At 68.4% G+C, this 21668-nt stretch carries 20 protein-coding genes; 13 read left to right on the top strand and 7 right to left on the bottom strand.

Annotation, left to right across the window (positions count from 1 at the left end; all coding sequences use genetic code 11):
* The first annotated feature begins 432 nt into the window (after window positions 1–432).
* Window positions 433–1056, top strand: coding sequence for an HD domain-containing protein (locus tag F5544_RS32715; protein WP_167476751.1), 624 nt, complete (start codon window positions 433–435; stop codon window positions 1054–1056).
* A gap of 1 nt (window position 1057) precedes the next feature.
* Here the strand turns inward: F5544_RS32715 and F5544_RS32710 are convergent, their stop codons facing one another.
* Window positions 1058–1690: a TetR/AcrR family transcriptional regulator gene (locus F5544_RS32710; RefSeq protein ID WP_167476750.1), complete on the bottom strand. Its 633-nt coding sequence runs from the start codon at window positions 1688–1690 to the stop codon at window positions 1058–1060.
* Window positions 1691–1793: 103 nt separating this feature from the next.
* Between F5544_RS32710 and F5544_RS32705 the strand changes: the two genes are divergently transcribed.
* Together F5544_RS32705 and F5544_RS32700 are read left to right on the top strand one after the other, a co-directional pair.
* A complete protein-coding gene (locus tag F5544_RS32705; RefSeq protein WP_167476749.1) occupies window positions 1794–3359 on the top strand; it encodes an acyl-CoA dehydrogenase family protein in 1566 nt (521 codons plus the stop codon).
* A 37-nt stretch (window positions 3360–3396) separates the two neighbouring features.
* Window positions 3397–4161, top strand: a complete 765-nt coding sequence (locus F5544_RS32700) for a crotonase/enoyl-CoA hydratase family protein (RefSeq protein ID WP_203217401.1) — start codon at window positions 3397–3399, stop codon at window positions 4159–4161.
* A 24-nt stretch (window positions 4162–4185) separates the two neighbouring features.
* On the opposite strand, the gene F5544_RS32695 is transcribed toward F5544_RS32700, so the two are convergent.
* Window positions 4186–4926: a hypothetical protein gene (locus F5544_RS32695; protein WP_167476747.1), complete on the bottom strand. Its 741-nt coding sequence runs from the start codon at window positions 4924–4926 to the stop codon at window positions 4186–4188.
* A gap of 69 nt (window positions 4927–4995) precedes the next feature.
* The gene (gene yaaA / locus F5544_RS32690) at window positions 4996–5739 is read right to left on the bottom strand and encodes a peroxide stress protein YaaA (protein ID WP_167479629.1); all 744 of its coding nucleotides are present in this window, start codon (window positions 5737–5739) and stop codon (window positions 4996–4998) included.
* Between the two features lie 58 nt (window positions 5740–5797).
* On the opposite strand from yaaA, the gene F5544_RS32685 reads away from it, so the two are divergent.
* Window positions 5798–7546, top strand: coding sequence for a proline--tRNA ligase (locus tag F5544_RS32685; RefSeq protein ID WP_167476746.1), 1749 nt, complete (start codon window positions 5798–5800; stop codon window positions 7544–7546).
* A gap of 49 nt (window positions 7547–7595) precedes the next feature.
* Here F5544_RS32685 and F5544_RS32680 read toward each other — a convergent pair whose 3' ends face one another.
* Together F5544_RS32680 and F5544_RS32675 are read right to left on the bottom strand one after the other, a co-directional pair.
* Window positions 7596–8897, bottom strand: a complete 1302-nt coding sequence (locus F5544_RS32680) for an FAD-dependent oxidoreductase (RefSeq protein ID WP_167476745.1) — start codon at window positions 8895–8897, stop codon at window positions 7596–7598.
* 24 nt (window positions 8898–8921) lie between these two features.
* Window positions 8922–9407, bottom strand: coding sequence for a MarR family winged helix-turn-helix transcriptional regulator (locus F5544_RS32675; protein WP_167476744.1), 486 nt, complete (start codon window positions 9405–9407; stop codon window positions 8922–8924).
* Between the two features lie 147 nt (window positions 9408–9554).
* On the opposite strand from F5544_RS32675, the gene F5544_RS32670 reads away from it, so the two are divergent.
* Complete coding sequence (locus F5544_RS32670; RefSeq protein WP_167476743.1) at window positions 9555–11306, top strand: acyl-CoA dehydrogenase family protein; 1752 nt, start codon at window positions 9555–9557, stop codon at window positions 11304–11306.
* 223 nt (window positions 11307–11529) lie between these two features.
* Here the strand turns inward: F5544_RS32670 and F5544_RS32665 are convergent, their stop codons facing one another.
* Window positions 11530–11964: a ferritin-like domain-containing protein gene (locus tag F5544_RS32665; protein WP_167476742.1), complete on the bottom strand. Its 435-nt coding sequence runs from the start codon at window positions 11962–11964 to the stop codon at window positions 11530–11532.
* On the bottom strand, window positions 11961–12551 hold the full coding sequence (locus F5544_RS32660) for a hypothetical protein (protein ID WP_342760393.1): 591 nt from the start codon (window positions 12549–12551) through the stop codon (window positions 11961–11963). Before F5544_RS32660 ends, F5544_RS32665 begins: the two co-directional genes overlap by 4 nt.
* A 191-nt stretch (window positions 12552–12742) precedes the next feature.
* Here F5544_RS32660 and rimP point away from each other — a divergent pair, with 191 nt between their 5' ends.
* The 8 genes from rimP (at window position 12743) to F5544_RS32620 (ending at window position 21657) form a co-directional block, all read left to right on the top strand.
* Window positions 12743–13381 (top strand): ribosome maturation factor RimP, encoded by a 639-nt coding sequence (rimP, locus tag F5544_RS32655; protein ID WP_167476741.1) that lies wholly within the window; start codon window positions 12743–12745, stop codon window positions 13379–13381.
* Window positions 13378–14406 carry a transcription termination factor NusA gene (nusA, locus tag F5544_RS32650; protein WP_167476740.1) on the top strand — a complete coding sequence of 343 codons (1029 nt, stop codon included), beginning with the start codon at window positions 13378–13380 and terminating at the stop codon, window positions 14404–14406. Before rimP ends, nusA begins: the two co-directional genes overlap by 4 nt.
* A gap of 173 nt (window positions 14407–14579) precedes the next feature.
* Window positions 14580–14858 (top strand): YlxR family protein, encoded by a 279-nt coding sequence (locus F5544_RS32645; RefSeq protein WP_225726775.1) that lies wholly within the window; start codon window positions 14580–14582, stop codon window positions 14856–14858.
* A gap of 112 nt (window positions 14859–14970) precedes the next feature.
* Window positions 14971–17958 carry a translation initiation factor IF-2 gene (gene infB / locus F5544_RS32640; RefSeq protein ID WP_167476738.1) on the top strand — a complete coding sequence of 996 codons (2988 nt, stop codon included), beginning with the start codon at window positions 14971–14973 and terminating at the stop codon, window positions 17956–17958.
* A gap of 111 nt (window positions 17959–18069) precedes the next feature.
* Complete coding sequence (locus F5544_RS32635; protein WP_167476737.1) at window positions 18070–18360, top strand: DUF503 domain-containing protein; 291 nt, start codon at window positions 18070–18072, stop codon at window positions 18358–18360.
* A 30-nt stretch (window positions 18361–18390) separates the two neighbouring features.
* Window positions 18391–18834 carry a 30S ribosome-binding factor RbfA gene (gene rbfA / locus F5544_RS32630; RefSeq protein WP_167476736.1) on the top strand — a complete coding sequence of 148 codons (444 nt, stop codon included), beginning with the start codon at window positions 18391–18393 and terminating at the stop codon, window positions 18832–18834.
* Between the two features lie 93 nt (window positions 18835–18927).
* A complete protein-coding gene (locus F5544_RS32625) occupies window positions 18928–19932 on the top strand; it encodes a DHH family phosphoesterase (protein WP_167476735.1) in 1005 nt (334 codons plus the stop codon).
* Between the two features lie 375 nt (window positions 19933–20307).
* Window positions 20308–21657 (top strand): MATE family efflux transporter, encoded by a 1350-nt coding sequence (locus F5544_RS32620; RefSeq protein ID WP_238846778.1) that lies wholly within the window; start codon window positions 20308–20310, stop codon window positions 21655–21657.
* Window positions 21658–21668: the final 11 nt, after the last annotated feature.

Here is a 21668-nt window from a genome sequence, read left to right as displayed (position 1 = left end):
AGACAAACCTGAGTGAAATAGTTGAATGATTGGCGAATTCGGTTCGACGGCCACGAATATCATTGTCGTGCAGGTATTCCGATATTCGAATCGGGCGCGGAATGTGAGAGACATCACGTCGATTCGAGGTTTGATCGCCGGTGGATCGGGCACGATCCGGCCGCGACGTCGGCTATCGTATTCCCAGGCCGCATCCGCGGCCGAAATCCGCTGGACACAGCACATGTCGTCCGTCGTCTCGGAGTTCGGATGATGAGAATCGTTCGCCCACGGTGGATCCGCCTTCCCGGCGTCCGCCCGCGCCCGCGCGCCAACTCGCGCCCCACCGATCCCACCGTCTCGGTGCTGTGGCTGCGCTGCTGAATCGCGCTGTGCCCAACGACGCGGTCGCGCAGTATTGCCCGCGGCGGGACCGTTCGCGAGACTGGGCGAATGAGTACGACCGCGGAGCATCTGCTCGAACGGTGGACCGACCTGGCCGGGCCCGAAACATGGTCGGTGGGAGCCGATTTGGTGCGGCGGTATCAGGAGCCGCATCGGCGGTACCACACGGTCGAGCATCTGTCCGCGATGCTGCACGTCATCGATGAGCTGGCCGCCGACGCGGACGATCTGGACGCGGTGCGATTCGCCGCCTACTTCCACGACGCGATCTACGAGATCGGCCGTCCCGACAACGAGGAACGCAGCGCCGAGCTGGCCGAGTCGGCGCTCGAATCCATCGGTGTCGCAAAGGGCTTGATCGCGGAGGTGGGCCGCCTCGTCCGGCTGACCGCGAAGCACGCGCCGGAGCCGGGTGATCGCAACGGAAATGTGTTGTGCGACGCGGATCTGGCGATCCTCGCCGCGAGCCCGGCCGATTACGCGGCGTACACCGCGGCCGTCCGCGCGGAGTACGCGCAAGTTCCGGACGAGGCGTTCCGGCTGGGCCGGGCCGAAATACTGCGCGCGCTCGCCGCCGCGCCGACGCTGTTCCGGACCGCAACCGGCCGTGCTCGGTTCGAGGCGCGGGCCAGGGTGAATCTGGCGGGCGAACTGGCCGAGCCGACCACCTGAGTCACTTGTCGTTCAAGGGATTCCGGGCCGCGGCGGCGAGCCCGACCGACGCCGCCACCTGTGGCCACAGGATGTCGACGACGGCGGTGGGGGAGGGTGGCGGCGTGCGTCGCAGGGCGGCGACCATCACCTGGCGCATGGCGCCGAACATGGCGGCGCCGGCCAGTTCCGCATCGATTCGCGCCGGAAGTTCGCCGCGGCGCTGGGCCCGGCGGATACCGGCCGCGGTGCCGCGGATGATCGCCTCGATGCGTGCCGTTTCGGTCTGTGCCACCAGCGGATCGCGGGTGAGCTGTCCGTAGAGCACCACCGCGAACGGATCGGCGTAATTGAATTCGACGCCCTTGATCAGGCGCGCGTATTCGTGCTCGGCCCAGGTGCCGGTCGCGTCCAGGTCGAGCCGCAGCACCTCGGTCTCGAATCGGTCGAAGAATTCGTCGACCAGCGCGCAGACCAGGCCGGGCTTGGACCGGAAATAGCGGTTGATCAGGCTGGGCACCACGCCCGCGCGCGCGGCGACGGCGGCCACCTCGATATGTCCGCCGGATTCGACCGCCTCGGCGCGGGCCGCCGCGAGCAGGCGCTCGCGGGTGGCCTGACCCTTACTCGTCGACGGTGCCGCGACAGTGTCCATGCACCACAGTCTCCATGACGGGGAGTCTAGACAAAAAAGAATTGACGTCACATCACTTTTTGTGTTCGGATGATGTACATCACTCGCCACAGGGAGGTGCGCCGTGACCCGCGCTGCCGTATCCGTCGTAACTGTTGCCGCCGAAGATAATCCGCTGGAACTTGATGTCGCGCTGCGCGAGGGGCTGGCCCGCCACGCGCCGTGGGGCCTGCCGCGGGTGGAGCGGCTGGCCCGCATCGCCGCCGCCGAACAGACGGCCGAACACGCCGCACGCGCCGAACGCAACGCGCCACGGCTGCACAGTCTGGATCGCGACGGCGGCCGGATCGATCACATCGAATGCGATCCGTCGTGGTCCTGGCTGCTGGACACCGCGGTCGAGCACGAAATGCCTTCGCTGCCTTGGCGGGAGCGAAGGGCGGGCGCCTTCGTCGTCCGCAATGCGCTGGGATACGTTTGGGGACAGGTGAATACCGGTGTGCTGTGTCCGGTGATCATGACGCTCGCGGCCGTTCCGGTGCTGGAGCGTTTCGCTCCGGAACTCGCGGCGCTGTGGGTTCCTCGGCTCACCGACCCGAGACCGGGCCGCAATGCCCTTGCGGGACAGGCATATACCGAGAAGCAGGGCGGCTCGGACCTGCGCGCGACGCTGACCACCGCCGTAGACCGCGGTGACGGCGCGTGGGAACTGCACGGCCACAAATGGTTCGTCTCGGCGCCGATGGCGGATATCTTCCTGACGCTCGCCCAGACATCCGATGGACTGTCGTGCTTCCTCGTCGAGCGCGGCCCCGGTGTACGACCGATCCGGTTGAAGGACAAGCTCGGCACCAGGTCGCTGCCCACCGCCGAAGTCGAATTCCGCGGTGCGCGAGCGTGGTTGGTCGGCACGCCGGGCCAGGGTATGGCGCCGCTGGTGCACAACCTCGGGTACGCCCGGTTGGGTCCGGCCGTCGCGCCGGAGATGCGCGCCGCCGTTGCGACGGCCATCGACTACTGCCGTCGCCGCCGCGCCTTCGGACAGCGGCTCGTCGACCAACCCGCGATGGCGAATGTGCTGGCCGATCTGGCCATCGAGTCGGAAGCCGCCACGGCAGGCATGCTGCGGCTCGCCGCGATGTACGACGATTTCGGCTCCCCGCTGCGCCGCTTGGCCACCTCGATCATCAAGTACTGGGGGTGCGGCCGGGTGACCGGTCACATCGCCGAGGCCATGCAGTGCCTGGGCGGTAACGGGTACAGCGAATCATTCGGTCTGGCAAGGCTGTTGCGCGATGCCTCGGTGCACGCCATCTGGGAGGGCTCCGGCAACGTGACCGCGCTCGACGTGCTGCGCGGCATCGGGAAGAACCCGGAAACGCTGGACGCGTTCCTCGGCGAATGCGCGGCGGCCCGCGGCGGCAACCGGCTCCTCGACGACCACCTCGAGCGCACCGCGACCCGCGCGGCGGCCGTACTGCACGGCGCGACACCCGCAGCCGAGGCACGGCGACTGGTCGAGGATCTGGCGCTGGCCTTCTACGCGAGCCTGCTGGTGCGGTATTCGATTCCCGCCGTCGCCGACGCCTTCTGCGCGGGGCGGCTCGGCCCCGACCGCGGCCTGGCCTACGGCACGCTGCCATCCGGCACCGACACCGCCGCCATTATCGAACGCGCTCTGCCGCAATAACTTCCGCTGATCAACCAACACATCCGAAGGAATGTTCATGCCGATCGAATACGAGACCGACGGCCCGATAGTCGTCATCACCATCAACCGGCCCGAGGTCGCCAACGCCATCGACCGGCCGACCGCGACCGAACTTGCCGACGCCTTCCGCCGCTTCGACGCCGATCCGGAACTGTCGGTCGCGGTGCTCACCGGCGCGGGCGAAACCTTCTGCGCGGGCGCGGATCTGCAGGCCATGCGCGATCCCGAACGCTTCAGCCGGATCGCGGCGCACGGCGACGGTCCGGTCGGGCCGACCCGCCTGCTGCTCGGCAAACCCGTGATCGCCGCCGTCGAAGGACATGCCGTCGCGGGTGGATTCGAATTGGCCGCCTGGTGCGATCTGCGGGTGGCCGCCCAGGACGCCGTTTTCGGAATCTATTGCCGCCGTTGGGGAATACCCCTCATGGACGGCGGGACGGTGCGCATCGCAAGGCTCATCGGCCACTCGCACGCGCTGGATCTCATCCTCACCGGCCGCGGCGTCAGCGGTGCGGAGGCCGAGCGGATGGGCATCGCGAACCGGCTCACCGCACCCGGCGAAACCCTCGCCGCCGCACGCGAACTCGCCGCGGGCATCGCCGCCCGGCCGCAGGCGGCGCTGCGCAGCGACCGCCTCTCCAGCTATCAGCAGTGGTCGCGCGACCTCGACGACGCGCTGCTCAACGAATTCCGGCACGGCACCGACACTCTCGAAACGGGGGAGTTCAGCGCCGGTCTCGACCGCTACGAATCCGGCCGCCCCACTCGCGCGTGGAGCTGACAGCCAGGTCGGCGCGCAACACGGTCACTCGTCGTCGAGCAGGTCCCGAATCGATTCCGCATAGGCGGCGAGCGCTCGCCGCATCACCGGCACCTCGGCGTAATCGAGTTCGGCCTGCTCCAGGAATCCCCGCAGATCGTCCGAGAAATGTTGGGTGCCGGGCTTTTCGGCATAGCGCTGGTTCGGATCGCACTCCGGCGCCCAGTGCAGCCCGTTGGCGGTGAGGAATTCGTCGACGGTGCGTAGCCGCCGCAGCTGCGGCGCGAGATCCGCCCGGTGCGGACCGTAGATTTCGGTGGCGATCGGCGAGCTTCGGAAGACCTGTGTCAGATCGTCTTCCGCGGCCTCGGCATCGGATTCGGCGAACGCGTCCCATACGGCGCGGGCGATGAGGGCGAGGAAGATCGGCGTCCCGTCCAGGGTCGCGACCGCGGCGTCCACCGTCTCCAGCGCACCGTAGTTGCGTTCGAAGGACTGGAAGAGGTCCTCGATATGTAGTCGTTCGTTGGTGCGGGACAACCCGATCCAGCTGGGGTCCACCGCGAAGCGCCCGTCGCGCAGCCGGGCCAGGAAGTATTCGGCGAGCACCTCGGTGCCGCGGTCCTCCAGCACGCCGTCGACGGATCCGAAGCGGTCGTACTGGCCGGTGACACCGAGACTCAGCGGCCGGTAACCGTTTTCGGCGGGGTGCACCGCGACGGCTACCGCATCCGCGCCCTTCAGACTGACGCCGCTGATCATGCACCGGTAGTCGTAGAAGCCCACCGCGGCAGAATACTGTCGGATACGGTATTGATCAAAGGTTGTGTGGGGGAGCCGATTTCGGGCCCCGGATCAGGTGATGATCAGCAGTTCGGCCGGCCCGGCGATTTCGGCGCGCAACCCGGCCTTGCGCGCCACCTGCGCGACCGCCCTGATATCGCCCGGCTCCGCCCTGGTCAGCACCAGTGCCCTGGCCAGCAGGCCCTTGTGATGTTTGTTGAAGTGGCTCACCACGGTCCGGCTGCCGTCCGGATGTTCGGTGAGCACGTTCGCGGTGATCGCGCCCGGCACCCGGCCCAGCTGCTGATAGCTGCCCGACCGCAGGTCGATCACCAGGTCGCCGTCGGCCTCGGCGACCAGCGCGTCGGCGAGCGAATCCCGCCAGATCGCCGAAAGTGTCGGCTGCCCGGGCAGTTTCGTGCCGCCGGAGAGCCGGTAGGCCGGAATCGGATCGCCCGCCCGTACCGCGCCGAACAGCGCCGAACCGATACCGAGCCGGGCCAGCGCCTTTGCCCGCTGCGCCTTGGTGAACGATTTCGCGTCCAGTGCGTCGTAGAGCACGCCGGTGTAGCGCTCCAGTGCGGGCCGGGTCGGCGAGGTGCGCAGTGCGGCGTTCCTGGCTATCTCGGCATCAGCCCCCTTGCCGAGACCCAGCACCGTCCGCGCGGTGTCCGGTTCGGCGGCCAGCTTGGCCAACTCGTCGATGAGTCGCTCGCGCACGCCCGTGAGCTGCGGCATCGTCAGCGCGGCCAGATCCAGCGGCGCGCCGGAACCACCGTCGGACTTGGTTTCTGAGGGAGGCAGCAACACCAGCACGAGCGAATACGGTAATGCGTTGCGAACACCCTCCGGCCAGCGACTACCCTGTGCTGTCGTGATCACCCGCCTCTCCCGACTGTTCCTGCGTACCCTGCGTGACGATCCCGCCGACGCAGAGGTGCCCAGCCACAAACTCCTCGTCCGCGCCGGATATGTCCGCCGCGTCGCCCCGGGCGTCTACTCGTGGCTGCCGCTGGGGTTGCGGGTATTGCGCAAGGTCGAGGATGTCGTTCGGTCGGAGATGAACGCGATCGGCGCGCAGGAGATCTCGCTGCCGGCGCTGCTGCCGCGCGAACCGTACGAGACCACCAACCGGTGGACCGAATACGGCGACACGCTGTTCCGGCTGCAGGACCGCAAGGGCGCCGACTATCTGCTCGGCCCCACCCACGAGGAGTTGTTCGCGCTCACCGTCAAGGGCGAATACAACTCGTACAAGGACCTTCCGGTCATCCTGTACCAGATCCAGACCAAGTACCGCGACGAAGGCCGTCCGCGCGCGGGCATCCTGCGCGGCCGCGAGTTCATCATGAAGGATTCGTACTCCTTCGATCTGGACGAGGACGGCCTGAAGGCGAGCTACAACGCGCACCGCGAGGCCTACCAGCGCATCTTCGACCGGCTCGGCGTCAAATACGTCATCGTGGCGGCCACCGCGGGCGCGATGGGCGGCAGTGCCTCCGAGGAATTCCTGGCCGACAGCCCGGTCGGCGAGGACACCTATGTCATCTGCCGCGAATCCGGTTACGCCGCGAATGTGGAGGCCGTCGTCACCCCCGCGCCCGAACCGCGGCCGGTCGACGGCCTGCCCGCGGCCGTCGTGCACGACACCCCCGACACCCCGACCATCGCGACCCTGGTCGACTGGGCGAATGCGGCCGGTGTGCTGGATCGCCCGGTGACCGCGGCCGACACGTTGAAGAACGTGATGGTGAAGCTGCGGTACCCGGACGGCAAGACCGAAATCCTCGGCATCGGCGTCCCCGGCGACCGCGAGGTGGACGACAAGCGGCTCGGCGCCGCCGTCGAACCGGCCGAGGTGGATCTGCTCACCGAGGCGGATTTCGCCGCGAACCCATTCCTGGTGAAGGGTTACATCGGCCCGAAGGCATTGCAGGACAACGGTATTCGCTATCTGGTCGACCCGAGGGTCGGCACCGGCACCGCCTGGATCACCGGCGCGGACGCCCCCGGCAAGCACGTCGTCGGACTGGTCGCCGGTCGCGACTTCACCCCCGACGGCACCATCGAGGCCGCCGAGGTCCGCGACGGCGATCCGTCGCCGGACGGGCGCGGGGTGCTGGTCGCGGCGCGCGGCATCGAGATCGGCCACATCTTCCAGCTCGGCTACAAGTACACCGACGCCTTCGAGGTGGACGTGCTCGGCGAGAACGGCAAGCCGGTCCGCCTGATCATGGGTTCCTACGGAATCGGCGTCTCGCGCATGGTCGCGGTGGTCGCCGAGCAGCAGCACGACGAGAAGGGTCTGCGCTGGCCGTCCGAGATCGCGCCATACGACGTGCACGTGGTGATCGCGAACAAGGACGACGCCGCCCGCGCCGGCGCCGAGCAGGTCGTGGCCGGGCTGGACGCCCAGGGCCTCGACGTGCTGTTCGACGACCGCACCGCCTCGCCGGGCGTCAAGTTCAAGGATGCCGAATTGCTCGGTATGCCTTGGGTTCTGGTGATCGGCCGCGGCTGGGCGGAGGGCAAGGTGGAACTGCGCGATCGTTTCAGCGGTGAGAGCGTGGAGATTCCTGCCGAAACCGCGGTCGAGGCGGTCGTCGCGAAGATCCGCGGCTGAACCGTCGCGGCCTCGACGGTGCGCCGTCGGGGCCGCGATGCGTTTCGGATCATTCGATGTCCAAGTCCGCGAATATCTTTCGCTTTATCGCCGGTATCGCGTTCGCCGTGCGGAAGAAGACCTTGCCCGCATGGCGGCCGAATCGGCTGTCGGAGACGGTCTGGTTGGCGGCGGTCAGCGAGTCGCGCACGGCCTGGAACCCGTAGTCGATCATCTGGCGTTCGTAGTCGCGAATACCGTCCAGCAGGGCGAGTTCGCGCCGGTCGGCGGCGATGAGGTTGCGGCACAACAGCCGCGCGTCGCGCAGTGCGGTATTCGCGCCGATCCCGCGGAACGGGGTCATGCTGTGGATCGCGTCGCCGAGCAGGGTGATATTGGTGGTCTGCCACGGCTCGATCGGGACGGAGGTCTTGATCGGGATGAGAGTCGTCGCGTCACTGTCCGACGCGCGGATCAGGAAGCGCAGCTCCGGTGCCCAGTCCGCAGTCATCCCGCCCGCCAGCTCGTGCAGTTCGGCGCTGCGCAGCGCATCCAGGTCGACGCCGTAGCGCTCGCGTTTGGCCGCGTACGCCCAGAAGATGTACGGCTGGGTGTTGTCGAACAGCAGACCGGGCTCGGCGCCGGCCTCGGTTTCGCCGATTCCGGCTCGCGCCGGAATGTCGAATTCGTGTGGTGCGATGAACATTCCGCAACCGCTCGGCGGCATGATGCTCGTCGGGTTGGCCAGCAGCCGGGCGTCGAGCCGCTCGCGCGATTCCGGGGTGAGCGCGTATTTCCCCGCGATTGCGACGATTCCGGTCTCGACCCGCTGTGCGTACGGCAGATACTGCGCCCGCACCCGCGAGGTGCCACCGTCCGCACCGACCAGCACATCGCCGATTTCCGAACCGCCATCGGCGAAGTGGGCCACCACGCGGCCGTCCGGCAGCCGCTCGTAGCGCTCGAACATGCTGTCGTAGCGCACCGTATCGCCGAGTTCGGCGAGCAGGATCTGTCGCAGCGTGATCCGGCTGATGCCGAAATGCCCACCGCCGGCCGGATTCTCGTCCGGCTCTTCCGGATCGACCTGCAACAGTGTCTTCAGCTGTTCGGTCATGAAGCCGAGTCCGTTGCCGCCCTTGCCCGATGAGGCGACGAAGGTCGAATACATCTCGGGCGAGAGCAGTTCGGCGAGCGCACGGCTGCCGTGCGGGCTGATGTGGATGCGGAAGCCCTGGAGTCGGTCGGTGCGCAGGGTATCCCGTTCGTGGACCGAGACCTGGACACCGGCGCGGCGCAGGCCGTTGGCCAGCGCGAGTCCGCCGATGCCGCCGCCGGCGACGATGACCTTCAGTGGTTCGTTGGTAGGCATGGTTTTTCCTTCGTAATCGCTGAATTAGATTCGGCTCCAGCCGAATTGGCGGGAGTGACGTTTGTTTGCCTGTTGCTGCCGGGAAGAGCCCACGGCGGACCAGGAATCGATCATCCGGTCGAGCAGGCGGGTTAGGGTTTCCACATCCTCGGCGGACCAGTCGGCGATCACCTCGGCATACACCTGATTGCCCACATCCTGGAATTTCTGGAGTTCGGCGCGACCCGCGTCGGTGGCCTCGACCAGCACGACGCGCCGGTCGTTGGGATCGGGGGCCGCCGACACCAGTTCGGATTCGACCAGTGCTTGGACATGCCGGGTGATCGAGGAGGGGAGCGCATCCAACTGCTCCGCGATCTCACCGGCGCGCAGTGGGCCGGATTCGGCGGCCAGCCGCAGCACGCCGACCCGCACCGGGTCGAATGCGCGGGCGGTGCCCTGCCGGTATGCCTCCGCGAAGCGGGAGGTGGCGCGTACCAGGCGGGATACCTGATCTTTATTTGCTTCCATGAAACAAACATATCATTTGATTCAGTGAAACAAAAGACCCCCGGGTGAGACCGACCGTGTCACCTACGGTTCCGTAGGCGAGATTTGCTGGTCACGCATCGGTAGATGGGGCTGGTGCTGCTATTACTCGCTGGTAAGTTAACCGTCATGACAAGCACCGACGCGCTGTTGTTCAATCCGAACACCTACGACCCGCAGCACTTCGACGCCGAGACGCGGCGGCTGCTGCGGGCCACCATCGAGTGGTTCGAGTCGCGCGGCAAGGTGCGGCTGCTCGCCGACGACGCGGATGCGGTCTGGACCGCGGACTTCCTCGATTTCGTCAAGAAGGAGCGGCTGTTCGCGACCTTCCTGACCCCCGCCGCGCACGCCGACGGCGATCCGAACCGGCGCTGGGACGCCGCCCGCAATGCGGCGCTGTCGGAGATCTTCGGCTTCTACGGGTTGGCGTACTGGTACGCCGAACAGGTGACCATCCTCGGCCTCGGCCCGATCTGGCAGAGCGATAACGCCACCGCCAAGAAGCGCGCCGCCGCCGACCTGGCCGCGGGCGAGGTGATGGCGTTCGGCCTGTCCGAGCAGACACACGGCGCCGATATCTACAACACCGACCTGGTGCTCACCCCGACGGAACCGGGCAGTGCCGACGCCGAGGCCGGAATCCTGTTCCGCGCCAACGGATCCAAGTACTACATCGGCAACGGCAATGTGGCGAGCATGGTTTCGGTGTTCTCCCGCCGGGCCGATATCGAAGGCGCCGACGGCTATGTGTGGTTCGCCGCGGACAGCAGGCACGAGAACTACCATCTGCTCGGAAATGTCGTGCATCAGCAGATGTACGTCAGCACCTTCCGGCTGGAGGACTACCCGGTACGCGCCGAGGACATCCTGCACACCGGCCCCGAGGCCTTCTCGGCCGCGCTGAACACCGTCAATGTCGGCAAGTTCAACCTGTGCCACGGCGGCATCGGCATGGTGGAGCACTCCTTCTACGAGGCGATCACCCACGCGCACAACCGGATCCTGTACGGCAAGCGGGTCACCGACTTCCCGCACGTGCGAACCAATTTCGTGGACGCGTACGCGCGCACCGTCGCGATGAAGCTGTTCAGCGATCGCGCCGTCGACTACTTCCGCAGCGCGAGCCTGGAGGACCGGCGCTACCTGCTGTTCAACCCGATGACCAAGTCGAAGGTCACCTCCGAGGGTGAGACGGTCATGACGCTGCTGCTGGATGTGCTGGCCGCCAAGGGATTCGAGAAGAACACCTACTTCGCCGAGGTGCAGCGGTTGATCAACACCCTGCCCCGGCTGGAGGGCACGGTGCACGTCAACGTCGGGCAGATCCTGAAGTTCATGCCGAACTACCTGTTCAACCCGAAGGACTACCCGGAGATCGGCACCCGGCGCGACGCTGCCGACGACGAATTCTTCTGGCGGCAGGGCCCGGCTCGCGGCGCGGGCAAGGTGCAGTTCGCCGACTGGGCTCCGGTGTACGAAAAGCATTCGGACATACCGAATGTCGCCCGCTTCTACGAACAGGCCCAGGCGCTGCGCACGCTGCTCGCCACCGCGGCGCCCGATGCCGAACAGCAGCTGGACCTCGATTTCATGCTCACCATCGGCCACCTGTTCTCGCTGGTGGTGTACGGCCAGCTGATCCTGGAACAGGCGGCGATCACCGGACTGGACCGCGATCTGATCGACCAGATCTTCGACTTCCAGGTCCGCGATTTCAACGGTTACGCGACCACCCTGTACGGCAAGCCGTCCGCCACTGCCGCACAACGGGATTGGGCCATCGCCGCGCTGCGCGGTCCCGCCGCGGACCGCGGCCGCTTCGACCGCGTGTGGTCGCGCGTCGAATCCTACGACGGCGCATACGAAATGCGTCCGTAAAGCCGGACGCACGCCCGTCGTCCTGGCACGCCACAGGATGACGGGCGGCGCTCTGCCCGTGCTGGGGAAGCCGTGGGGCCTCGCGGTTCCGGCGCGGGACAGCGGGCGGCACTGCGTTCGTGCCGGGGAAGCCGTCGACCCTCGTGGCTCCGGTCAGACATGGGGGGCGATGCCGTGCCTGGCCGGGGCAGGACAAAGCACCCGGTGCGGATGGCAGACGGCGCTACGCCTTACCGGGGAAAGCCGTTGTCGGCGGGTTCGTTCCGAGAATCGCCTGCCAGGTGGCCAGCCGCACCGCGCAGTCGGTGAGTGCGTCGATTCCATTGCGCCGCACCGATTCCGATTCGGCCGCGGTGACGACCCCGCGCCATGCGACGGCGCCGTCCTGCTCGATCGCGACGGCGAGTTTCGCGGCCGGAATCGGATCGTTCACCGGAAAAGGCATGGTGTAGGCGGCATCCGGCGGCGGGACGGTGACACCGGCGGCCTTCAGCGCATCGATGGTGCTGTCCCGGCGGGCTCGGTGCGCGGCCGCGCTCTGCGCGATCAACCTGACGCGCTCCCGGGAGGCGTACGCGGACACCATGCCGTAGGCGTATATCGCCGCGTATTCCGCGTGCAGCGCCGCGAGCAGCGCCTGGTTCTCCGCGTCGGTCATGCGAGCAGCACCCCCGCCTGGGCCGCGCAGGCCGCGCTGATCGAGGCGAGCAGCCCGGCCCGGTAGCCGGTCTGGGTGCGGGCCAGGTCGGCTGCGGACTGCCGGGCCCGGTTCAGCCGATCGCGCAGAGCGTCGACGCTCGGCGGTGGGGAAGCTGGTACCGGCGTACCGGAAGTTTCCGATGCGCTCGCGCCGCCGGTCGAGCCGGGCTCCATCGACCTGGTCCGGTGCACCGGAATGGTGCCGTCGCCGTAAACCCCGATGACGCGGTCGATTTCGGCGCGCAGGGCGTCGGCGTGCGCGGACCGCTCGGCGGCGATGGTGGTGAGCGCGGCCGTGCGCTGCGGGGCCAGCGCGATCGCCGCCTTCGCCGCATCGGCGTCGGCGCGGGCCAGAACCTCTTGTGCGGCAAGCGGATCCGGATCGTGCACCGGATCCTCCCTGGCGCATCCGGACGCCGCGCCCAGCGCGAGCAAACCTGCCGTCGTTCCGCCGAACAGTCGTAGCACGCTGCGCCGATTCGGTGTATCGAGAAGGATGCCGGAAATATACGGGGCGGCCGACGGCGTGGTGAGGCGGATGGGCACGGGACCATCGTGCCAGATTCGCCGACCGGCCTCGGACCGGCGTCCGCGCCGCCGCCCGCGCGGTGCCGCGGCACCGTCGTGGCGCGCGGATGGGCTGCCCGCTGGTCCTTTACACTCTCTGGGCGCGTTACGCTAGACCTTCGGTAGAGAATTTTCCCGCCGCGTCACAACTGAACCAGGAGCCGCCCCACATGCCGATGCCGACCGAGGAAAGGGTGAGCCAGCTCGTTGCTGGACTCGTCGCACGCCGAGGATTCGACCTCGAGGGCGTCGAGATCTCGACGGCCGGAAAGAATGCGGGCGCGCAAGCTCGGGTGAAGGTCACCGTCGACAGCGACACCGGTTCGAATCTGGATACCATTGCCGTACTGAGCAACGAGCTCTCGGACGCGCTCGACGACGCGGGCGATTTCGGTGAAACGCCCTACCTCCTCGAAGTCACCACCCCCGGTATCGATCGTCCGCTCACCGCGGATCGGCACTGGCGCCGTGCACAGGGCCGCAAGGCACGAATCACCCTGCGTCCCGGCGTGGCAGCACCCGACCCCGGAATGAAGGACCGATTCGACGCCAGGATCGGTGCGTGCGCCGAGGGCTCGGTGGCACTGGTGCTCGGCGGCAAGCAGAACCCGCGCCGGGTGACGGTACCGCTGGCGGATATCGCCGAGGCCGTCGTCCAGGTCGAGTTCGCCCCGCCCGGCGCCCGCGAACTGGAACTCGCGGGCGGAGTGGTTCCCGGTCGGCCGCGGCCGGGTCTGGAAGACGAAGACGACGAGGCACTATCCGAAGCATTGACAGCGTTCGATTCGACCGAAGGGATCGTGGAATGAACATCGAAATCGAAGCCCTGCGCGCGATCGTCGCCGATAAGGGGATCTCGATCGAGACGGTGATCTCCGCGATCGAGTCGGCGCTGCTCACCGCGTATCGCCACACCGAGGGCCATCAGCCCAACGCGCGCATCGATATCAATCAGAAGTCCGGTGTCGTGCGGGTGATGGCCCGCGAGCTGGACGCCGACGGCAACGTGATCTCCGAATGGGACGACACCCCGGAGGGTTTCGGTCGGATCGCCGCGACCACCGCCCGCCAGGTCGTCCTACAGCGGCTGCGTGACGCCGAGAACGAGAAATCGTTCGGCGAATTCTCCACCCACGAGGGCGATATCGTCGGCGGTGTCGTGCAGCGCGACGCGCGCGCCAACGCCAGAGGCACCGTCGTCGTCCGGATCGGCAGCGAGCTACACGGCACCGAGGGCCTGATCCCGCCGGCCGAGCAGGTGCCGGGGGAGACCTACGAGCACGGCGACCGGATCAAGTGCTACGTGGTCGGGGTTTCGCGCGGTCCGCGCGGTCCGCAGATCACCCTCTCGCGCACCCACCCGAATCTGGTGCGCCGCCTGTTCGCGCTGGAGGTGCCGGAGATCGCCGACGGCTCGGTCGAGATCGTCGCGGTGGCCCGCGAGGCCGGGCACCGGTCCAAGATCGCGGTGCGCAGCACGGTGTCCGGCGTCAACGCCAAGGGCGCGTGCATCGGGCCGATGGGCCAGCGTGTGCGCAACGTGATGAGCGAGTTGGCGGGGGAGAAGATCGACATCATCGATTACGCCGACGATCCGGCCACCTTCGTTGGGAATGCGCTGTCCCCGTCGAAGGTTGTCTCGGTGACGATCGTCGACGCCGAGGCGCGCGCCGCCAGGGTGGTCGTCCCGGATTTCCAGTTGTCGCTGGCCATCGGCAAGGAGGGCCAGAACGCCCGGCTCGCCGCGCGGCTCACCGGCTGGCGGATCGATATCCGCAGCGACGCCGCGCCGGATATGGGCGGCAGTGTGCGGACGGAGGCTCATCGCAGTTGAACCTGACTCGTGCCGTACCACCGGTGGCGGATGATCACCGAAACCCTCGGGGCGACCGCAAATCCCGTGGTACGGCCGCCGCGGATGACAGGTTGGTAACTTCCTCGGGGGACGGGTTCGGCGTTCCGACCGGGGCAGCGGTAGAGTGGTCACAGGTTCAGCACGCGTCTCCGATTCGAACCTGTATCGGATGCCGGAAACGCGAGTTGGCCGCCGATCTGTTGCGGATCGTGGCGCAGGAGCGTGAGACCGGAGACGGTGCACACGTCGTCGCGATCGTTCCCGATCCGCGGCGCAGACTTCCCGGACGGGGTGCCTGGTTGCACCCCCTTTCGGCTTGTCTGAGCACGGCAGAACGGCGCCGAGCCTTCGGCAGAGCACTACGAGTGTCCGGACATCTGGATATCTCGGCCCTGGAGCGTTACCTCGAGAACAGGCACGAGCACTCATGAGCACACCGTGAAGTACCAACGATGAACGTCCATCGGAGATAACCCGAGGTCGTGCGGGCCACCCGTCCCCTGCAGACGGGCTGTCGCGCTCGACCTCTCAGTGAGGAGAGCAGTGGCAGGCAAGGCCCGCGTGCACGAGTTGGCCAAAGAACTCGGTGTCACGAGCAAAGAACTACTCGCAACGCTCAAGGAGCAGGGCGAGTTCGTGAAGTCGGCGTCGTCGACGGTGGAGGCACCCGTCGCCCGTCGGCTGCGTGAGTCGTTCGCGACCAAATCCGCGCCGTCGAACGGCACCAAATCCGGGGCGCGCCCCGGACCCTCCGCGGCCCGACCGGCCGCGAAACCCGCCGCGAACGGTCCGCGGCCGGGTCCCCGCACCCCGGTGCCCGCGCAGGCCGCTACCCCGGCCCCGGCGGCTCCGGCCCCGCGGGAGACCGCCGCGCCCGCACCGCGTCCGGCCGAATCCGCGAAGCCGGGTCCGGCCGTGAAGCCCGGCCCGGTGGCCAAGCCCGCCGCGCCCGCCGCACCTGCCACCCCCGCACCGGCTCCGGCCCCCGCCGCGCCCGCGGCCAAGGCCACTCCGGCGCCCGCCGGTCCGCGCCCGACCCCCGGTGGTCCGCGTCCCGGTCAGCAGCAGCGTCCCGGTCAGCAGCAGCAAGGTGGCCCGCGTCCCGGTGGCGGCCCGAAGCCGGGTCCGAAGACCCCGCGCGTCGGCAACAATCCCTTCACTTCCGCGCCCGAGCAGGAGCGGCGTCCCGCGCCGCGCCCGGCCCCGCAGGGCGGCCCGCGTCCGGGCCCGGCCCAGGGCGGTCCGCGCCCCGGCCCCGGCCAGGGTGGTCCGCGTCCGGCGGCCGCGCAGGGCGGCGATCGCGGCCCGCGTCCGGGTGGTCCGCGCCCGAGCCCGGGTTCGATGCCGCCGCGGCCGAACCCCGGTGCCATGCCCGCGCGTTCGCCGCGTCCGGGTCCCGCCGGCGCGGGTCGTCCCGGACGTCCCGGCGGCGGCCCCGGTGGCGGCGGTCGTCCCGGTGGCGGCGGTGGTGGTAACTACCGCGGCGGTGGCGGCGCACCCGCCGGAGCCGGAACCGGCGCACCCGGTGCCGGTGGCGGTGCCGCCGGTGGTTTCCGTGGCCGTCCCGGTGGCGGTGGCGGCGGTCGTCCGGGTGGTCCCGGCGGTCGCGGTGGCGCGGCAGGCGCGTTCGGTCGTCCCGGTGGCGCCCCCCGGCGCGGTCGCAAGTCGAAGCGGCAGAAGCGGCAAGAGTACGACTCGATGCAGGCGCCCGCCGTCGGCGGCGTTCGGCTGCCGCGCGGCAACGGCGAGATCATCCGGCTCGCCCGCGGCGCATCGCTGTCCGATTTCGCGGAGAAGATCGACGCGAACCCGGCCGCCCTGGTGCAGGCGCTGTTCAACCTGGGTGAGATGGTCACCGCGACCCAGTCGGTGAACGACGAGACCCTGGAGCTGCTCGGCAGCGAGATGAACTACGTCGTGCACGTGGTCAGCCCGGAGGACGAGGACCGCGAGCTGCTCGAATCGTTCGACCTGACCTACGGCGAGGACGCGGGCGGCGAGGAGGACCTGCAGGTCCGCCCGCCGGTGGTGACCGTCATGGGTCACGTCGACCACGGTAAGACCCGACTGCTGGACACCATCCGCAAGGCCAACGTCCGCGAGGGCGAGGCCGGCGGCATCACCCAGCACATCGGCGCCTACCAGGTGTTGACCCACGTCAACGCCGAGGACCGGCTCATCACCTTCATCGACACCCCGGGTCACGAGGCGTTCACCGCCATGCGTGCCCGCGGTGCGAAGGCCACCGATATCGCGATCCTGGTGGTCGCCGCCGACGACGGCGTCATGCCGCAGACGGTGGAGGCGATCAACCACGCGCAGGCAGCCGACGTGCCGATCGTGGTGGCGGTCAACAAGATCGACAAGGAGGGTGCGAACCCGCAGAAGATCCGGCAGCAGCTCACCGAGTACGGCCTGATCGCGGAGGAGTACGGCGGCGACACCATGTTCGTCGACATCTCCGCCAAGCAGGGCACGAATATCGAGCAGCTGCTCGAGGCCGTGATCCTGACCGCGGACGCCGCACTCGACCTGCGCGCCAACCCGGATATGGACGCACAGGGTGTCGCCATCGAGGCGCACCTCGACCGCGGCCGTGGTCCGGTGGCGACCGTGCTCATCCAGCGCGGCACGCTGCGCGTCGGCGATTCGATCGTGGCGGGCGACGCCTACGGTCGCGTTCGCCGCATGGTCGACGAGTACGGCGACGACGTCGAGGCGGCACTGCCGTCGCGGCCGGTCCAGGTCATCGGCTTCACGTCGGTGCCGGGCGCCGGTGACAACCTGCTCGTCGTCGACGAGGACCGGATCGCCCGCCAGATCGCCGACCGCCGCAGCGCGCGTAAGCGCAACGCGATGGCCGCGCGCAGCCGCAAGCGGGTCAGCCTGGAAGATCTGGATGCCGCACTGAAGGAGACTTCGGAGCTGAACCTGATCCTCAAGGGCGACAACTCGGGTACCGTCGAGGCCCTCGAAGAGGCCCTGATGGGTATCCAGGTCGGCGACGAGGTGCGCCTGCGGGTGATCGACCGGGGTGTCGGTGGTGTCACCGAGACCAACGTCAACCTGGCGTCGGCGTCGAACGCGATCATCATCGGGTTCAACGTGCGGGCCGAGGGCAAGGCGAACGAGCTGGCCAACCGCGAGGGCGTGGACATCCGCTACTACTCGGTGATCTACCAGGCCATCGACGAGATCGAGAAGGCCCTCAAGGGCATGCTCAAGCCGATCTACGAAGAGGTCGAGCTGGGTCGCGCCGAGATCAGGCAGATCTTCCGCTCCTCGAAGTTCGGCAATATCGCCGGCTGCATGGTGCTCTCGGGCAGCGTCAAGCGCAACGCCAAGGCGCGGTTGCTGCGCGACAACGTGGTGATCGCCGAGACCGTGACGATCGCCTCGCTGCGCCGGGAGAAGGACGACGCCACCGAGGTCCGCGAGGGCTACGAATGCGGTATGACGTTGACCTACAACGACATCAAGGAAGGCGACGTCGTCGAGGCGTACGAGCTGCGCGAGAAGCCGCGCGACTAGTCGCGGGCGGTAGGCGCCGAGTTCGTGTGGTCCGTTCATCCGGGTGTTGCGCCCGGATGAACGGACCTGCCGAGCTCGGATGTCCGCAATCCGAGTCGTGGAGGTGGGGAAATGTATTTGGGCGCACTCGAATTCGATATTTTGCTCGGTGATGTGCACTCGCTCAAGCAGAAGCGTTCGCTGATCCGGCCGGTGTTGGCCGAATTGCAGCGCTTCGGGGTGAGTGCGGCCGAGGGCGGGGAACACGATCTGCATCGGCGGTCGTTGCTGGGAGTGGCGATGGTCAGTTCCGGTATGGAACATCTGACCGAGGTACTCGACAGATGCGAACGGCACGTCGCCGCACGTCCGGAGTTACAGTTGCTGGCAGTACGCCGCCGGATCTTCGGACCCGAAGATTAGCTAGGGCATGAGAAGGAGGAGGGCAAGGCCATGGTGGATCAAGCCAGGGCACGCCGACTCGCCAAGCGGATTTCCTCGATCGTGGCCACCGCGATCGAATACGAGATCAAGGATCCGCGGCTGCGTTTCGTGACGATCACCGATGCGAAGGTCACCGGGGATCTGCGGGAGGCCACCATCTACTACACGGTGATGGGCGAGACCGTCGACGCCGAACCGGACTATCCGGCGGCCGCCGCGGGCCTGGCCAAGGCCACCGGCGTGCTGCGGTCCAAGGTGGGCGCGGGAACCGGCGTGAAATTCACCCCGACGCTGTCCTTCGTGCTCGACACGGTGCCGGACGCGGCGCGTCAGATGGAGGAGTTGCTGGCCCGTGCCCGCGCCTCCGACGATGCGGTGGCCCGGGTGGCGGCGACGGCGACGCATGCGGGCGAGGCGGACCCGTATAAGGTCGAGCGCCCCGACGAGGAGTGACCCGACTCCGTAGCGGAGCGATTCGATGGGGTGGTGGTCGGATGACGGGCAGGCCTAGAGTTGCTGACGGTGCGCCGTTGGAAGGAGGCCGCGATGTCCGAGGTCGGCGAGCTCGATCCGGCTGAGGTGACGGCCGCGGTCGCGGCGCTCACGGCCGCGCGGTCGGTCACCGTCGTCTGCCACGTACAACCCGACGCCGATACCGTCGGTAGCGGGCTGGCGCTGGCGCTGGTGCTGCATCGGCGCGGAGTTCCGGTGTGGGTGTCGTTCGCCGAACCCGCCGATCTGCCGTTTTCGATGCGCACCCTGCCCGGTGTCACGCATATCGTTGCGCCCGTTGATGTTCCGCGCACGGTGGACGTGCTCGTCGCGGTCGACTGCGGCGGAGTGAACCGGCTGGGTGCGCTCGCCGACCGGATCGACGGCGCCGCAACGACTTTGGTGATCGACCACCATCGATCCAATACCCGATTCGGCACCGTCAACATGGTGGACCCGGCCGCGGAGTCCACCACGAGCCTGATCGTGCGGCTGCTCGACGCCTGGGATGTGCCGATCGATTCCGAAGTGGCGCACTGCCTTTACGCCGGACTCGTCACCGACACCGGGTCGTTCCGTTGGGTGCGGCCCGGCACGCATCGGTTGGCGGAACGGTTACTGGCCACCGGCATCGACGGCGCGGAGATCGCGCGCGCCCTGCTCGACACCCACCCGTTCGGCTGGCTGACCATGCTGTCCAGGGTGCTCGGCAGCGCCCGGCTCGAACCGGGGGTGTGCGGTGTCGGACTGGTGTACGCGTTCGTGCGCCGGGCCGATGCCGGGGAGTTGCATTCGGAGGAGGTGGAGAGCGTCATCGATATCGTGCGCACCACCGCCGAGGCCGGAATCGCCGCGGTGTTCAAGGAATCCCGCACCGTACCCGGCCGCTGGACGGTGTCGTTGCGCTCGCGCGACAGCGAGCCGGGCGCGCACGACGGCGTCGATGTCGCGACGGTCGCGGCCGGGCTCGGCGGCGGCGGTCATCGGTTCGCGGCCGGATATACGGCTTATGGGGAGCCGGAGCAGCTCGTCGCCGCGCTGGTGGCGGCGCTCGCCTGATTCGCGCGGCTCACGGCTTCGGCCACCGCACTTACCGCGCCGAGGACCCACCTTCCGCGGCGATCGCGTTCGTGGCCGGGCTGTGGTGGCGGGAAGCAAGCCATGAGGCGGCGCTTGCCGAAGATGACGCGCGCCAATCCTATTCGCCGGTGTGAAATCTCGCGCCAGTTGTCGGCCCGGCATGCCATTGTGATGATCGGATGATCCGCTGTGGTGGAGGTACGTACTTGATGATGACGAGCTGCCGGGCGGTGTACGCGTCGCGCATGGTGTGGGTGAGCGCTGGCGAGGGGGAGCAATGAGTGAGCTTGCCGATGAGCCATCCGTGCCGCGCGCCATACATAGGGGAGCTATGAGCGCTGGCAAGGAGGCGTCGTGAGCGAGGCGACCTTGCAGGGTGCCGCCGATGCGGGGCCGCGGCGTCTGCTCGCGCTCGCGTTGCCGACGCTCGGGGTGCTGGTCGCCGAGCCGATCTATCTGCTGTTCGATCTGGCGGTGGTCGGTCGGCTGGGCGCGCTGCCGCTGGCCGGGTTATCGGTGGGCGGAGTGATTCTGGCGCAGTCGAGTTCGCAGCTGACGTTCCTGTCGTACGGGACGACGGCGCGGTCGGCGCGCAGGCACGGCGCGGGCGATGAGCGCGGGGCCGTCGCGGAGGGCGTACAGGCGACCTGGATCGCGATCGGTGTCGGGCTGCTGATCCTCGCGGTGATCCAGTTGTTCGCGGTGCCGTTGATCGATGCGATCGCCGGCGGCGGCGATATCGCGGCACAGGCCCTGACCTGGGCGCGGATCGCGCTGTTCGGCGTGCCGCTGATCCTGATCTCGATGGCGGGCAACGGGTGGCTGCGCGGCATCCAGCAGACCAGGGCGCCGCTGCTGTATGTGGTTGCCGGACTTGCGGTTTCGGGTGTGCTGTGCCCGGTGCTGGTGCACGGGCTGCTCGGCGTGCCCCGGCTCGGCCTGTCCGGGTCCGCGGTCGCGAATCTGGCGGGCCAGCTGGTGATGGCCGCGCTGTTCTTGAACGCTCTTGTGCGACAACGTATCCCGCTCGCGCCGCGGTGGACGGTGATACGGGCGCAGCTGGTGCTCGGGCGAGATCTGATCGTGCGCAGCCTCGCCTTCCAGGCCTGCACCATTTCCGCGGCGGCCGTCGCATCCCGGTTCGGCGCGGCCTCCGTCGCGGCGCATCAGTTGATGATCCAGCTCTGGTATTTCCTCACGCTGATGCTGGACTCGTTGGCGATCGCGGCCCAGACCCTGGTGGGGGCAACCCTCGGCGCGGGCGACGCGCCGGGGGCGCGCCGCCTGGCCCGCCGGGTCACCGGCTGGTCACTGTTCTTCGCGGTGGTGCTCGCGCTCGGCTGCGCGGCCGGTGTGTCGCTCATCCCGCATCTGTTCACCGCCGATCCGGCCGTGCTCGACCGCGTGTACGTGGTCTGGTGGTTCTTCGTGGTGCTGATTCCGGTGGGCGGCGTCGTCTTCGCGCTCGACGGGGTGCTGCTCGGCGCCGGTGACGCGGCCTACCTGCGCAATATCACCGTGGGCTCGGCGCTTGTCGGCTTCCTCCCGCTCACCTGGTTCGCCCTCGCCTTCGACTGGGGCATCGCCGGAATCTGGTGCGGCTTGGCCGGATTCATGCTGCTGCGGTTGATAGCGGTTATCGCCCGCGCACTTTCGGGCCGCTGGGCGCGCGCGGGCGCGGAAATCCCGGCGCACAGTGCGTGAGCCCTCGGGCG

The organism is Nocardia arthritidis (genome assembly GCF_011801145.1).
In the GTDB taxonomy this organism is placed as follows: Bacteria; Actinomycetota; Actinomycetes; order Mycobacteriales; family Mycobacteriaceae; genus Nocardia; species Nocardia arthritidis_A.
The sequence above is the reverse complement of the archived record's forward strand: the minus strand, read 5'-3'. Positions and strand labels throughout refer to the sequence as shown.